The organism is Synechococcus sp. R55.2 (assembly GCF_047462075.1).
Lineage (GTDB): Bacteria > Cyanobacteriota > Cyanobacteriia > Thermostichales > Thermostichaceae > Thermostichus.
In genome coordinates, this window is the sequence record NZ_JANSIH010000391.1 from 1 (window position 1) to 2,962 (window position 2,962).

Sequence of the window (2,962 nt, forward strand, 5' to 3'; positions counted from 1 at the left end):
TGCTGACCAATTTTCTGGCCATCGGCTTGGTGGAGTCGGTGGTGATGCACCGCCAACGTGCCACCTTTTTCACCTGAGCCCTGCCTGGGAATACCCCTGAACCACTTCTCATTCAAAAAATCTTCAGAATCTTTACAATCAATTGAGATTGCCTGCCCATCCCTTGCCCTACCCTCGCCGGGATTTGTATTCTACTGCAATTCCATCCCCTCGCCCTTCTGTGGGCGTTGCAGAACTTCTTTTCCTCACTCATCTTTGACCATGTCTCAACCCGCCCTCGAATCCATCCTGCAGGAAAAGCGCCTTTTCCCCCCGCCCCCTTCGTTTGTGCAACAGGCCCGCATCACCCCCAGTCGCTACCAACAGCTTTGTCAGGAAGCCGAGGCGGATCCCTTAGGTTTTTGGGAACGGCTGGCTCGGCAGGAGTTGCACTGGTTTCAGCCTTGGCAGCAGGTGTTGCACTGGGATCCTCCCCAGGCGCAGTGGTTTGTGGGAGGACAGCTCAACCTCAGCTACAACTGCTTGGATCGCCACCTGGAAAATGGCCGCCGCCACAAACTGGCCCTGATCTGGGAGGGAGAACCGGGGGACATTCGCACCTTGACCTATGAGCAGCTCCATCGCGAGGTCTGCTGTTGGGCCAACGGCCTGAAGGCCCTGGGCATTCAAAAAGGGGATCGGGTGGGGATCTACATGCCGATGATCCCGGAAGCCGTCATGGCCATGCTGGCCTGTGCTCGGCTCGGGGCAGCCCATACGGTGGTGTTTGGGGGCTTTAGCGCGGAGGCTCTCAAGGAGCGGCTGCGGGATGCGGAAGCCAAAGCCGTGATCACCGCCGATGGGGGCTGGCGCAAAGATGCGATTGTCCCCCTCAAGCCGCAGGTGGACTTGGCGCTGGCAGAGGGAGTGCCCACTGTCGAAAACGTCTTGGTGGTGCGGCGGACGGGGCAAGCCGTGCCGATGACCCCAGGCCGAGATGTTTGGTGGCATGAGCTGGCTCCTGGCTTGGAGGAAGCGTGCCCTGCCGAGCCGATGGACTCGGAGGCGATGCTGTTTATCCTCTACACCTCCGGCACCACCGGCAAGCCCAAAGGCGTTGTCCACACCAGCGGCGGCTACAACCTCTACACCCACATCACCTGCCAGTGGATCTTCGATTTGCACGAAGAAGACATCTACTGGTGTACTGCCGATATCGGTTGGATCACGGGACACAGCTACATCGTCTATGGCCCCCTCTCCAACGGGGCAACGGTGTTTATGTACGAAGGGGCGCCGCGACCGTCCAAGCCCGATTGCTTCTGGGAGTTAATCGCCCGTCACCGCATCTCCATTTTTTACACTGCTCCAACGGCCATCCGGGCCTTTATGAGAAGTGGCGACGCCCTGCCCCGTCGGCATGATCTCTCTTCGCTGCGCCTGTTGGGCACGGTTGGCGAGCCGATCAATCCCGAAGCTTGGATGTGGTACCACACCGTCATCGGCAACGAGCGCTGCCCCATTGTGGATACCTGGTGGCAGACCGAAACCGGCGGCATTATGATTTCGCCCTTGCCGGGGGTTACCGCCACCAAGCCGGGATCGGCTACCCGTCCTTTTCCGGGCATTCAAGCAGATGTTGTCGATATGGAGGGGAACCCGGCACCCGAAGGGGGGTATTTGGTGATCCGTCGCCCCTGGCCGGGCATGATGCGCACTATCTATAGAGATCCGCAGCGGTTCCGCACCAGCTACTGGGAGCGGATCCCTCCCCAAGATGGGCAGTATTTCTACTTTGCCGGGGATGGGGCCCGCCGGGATGAAGACGGTTATTTTTGGGTGATGGGCCGGGTGGACGATGTCATCAATGTGGCAGGACATCGCCTCGGCACGATGGAACTTGAATCGGCCTTGGTGTCTCATCCTGCAGTTGCCGAAGCGGCTGTGGTCGGTCGCCCAGATGACCTCAAAGGCGAGGTGATCGTGGCCTTTGTCATCCTGTCGGAGGGCTATGAGCCCAGCGAAGCGCTGCGCCAAGCGTTGATGCAACATGTGGTCTCCGAAATCGGGGCCATTGCCCGCCCCAGCGAAATTCGCTTCACCGAGGCCCTGCCCAAAACCCGCTCCGGCAAGATCATGCGCCGTTTGCTGCGGGATTTGGCGGCTGGCGCCGGCATCAGTGGCGATACCTCCACCCTCGAAGATCGCGGGGTGCTAGAACGGCTGCGCCAAGGGGTATGAGCCGACCACAACCCCGCACTAAGATGAGGACATTGAGTCCTGGGTTGTGAAGTCTTCATGTTGCCTCTGGATCCCACCCTGTACTTCGACCACAGCGCCACCACTCCCCCCCGGCCCGAGGTCATTGAGGCCATGCGGATGGCGATGCAGGAAAGCTGGGGCAATCCCTCTAGCTTGCATGGGTGGGGAGAACGGGCCGCCATGGCCATGGAGCGGGCGCGGCAACAGGTGGCCGAGCTGCTTAACTGTGAGCCGGAGGCGCTGCTGTTTACCTCGGGGGGGACAGAATCCAACAACTTGGCCCTCTTTGGGGTGGCCCAGTGCTACTCCACTCCCCAGCACCTGATCCTCTCCAGTGTGGAGCATGCCTCGGTGGAAAATGCTGCCCGCCAGTTGCAGTCCCAGGGTTGGCAGGTCACCCGTCTGCCGGTGAACGCCGCCGGCCAGGTGGATCCCCAGACTTTGATCCAGGCGCTGCAACCCAATACCGTTTTGGTCTCCATCGTCCACGGGCAAAATGAGGTGGGATCCCTGCAGCCCATTGCAGAGCTGGGTCAGATCTGTCGCCAGGCGGGGGTGCTCTTCCACACCGACGCTGTGCAGACGGTGGGGCGGATCCCGCTGGATCTGGCGCAACTGCCGGTGGATCTGCTCTCCCTTTCCGGGCATAAACTCTACGGGCCCCAGGGGGTGGGGGCGCTGTACGTGCGCCCAGGGGTGGAGCTGCGACCGCTGCTGCGGG

2 protein-coding genes are annotated in these 2,962 nt (G+C 61.0%); both read left to right on the forward strand.

Annotated features, from left to right (window positions below):
* The first annotated feature begins 261 nt into the window (after positions 1–261).
* Positions 262–2,220 carry an acetate--CoA ligase gene (gene acs, locus NW838_RS12380; RefSeq protein WP_414355700.1) on the forward strand — a complete coding sequence of 653 codons (1,959 nt, stop codon included), beginning with the start codon at positions 262–264 and terminating at the stop codon, positions 2,218–2,220.
* A 57-nt stretch (positions 2,221–2,277) separates the two neighbouring features.
* Positions 2,278–2,962 (forward strand): cysteine desulfurase family protein (locus tag NW838_RS12385; RefSeq protein WP_414428129.1); only part of this gene is annotated, 685 nt, incomplete at its 3' end.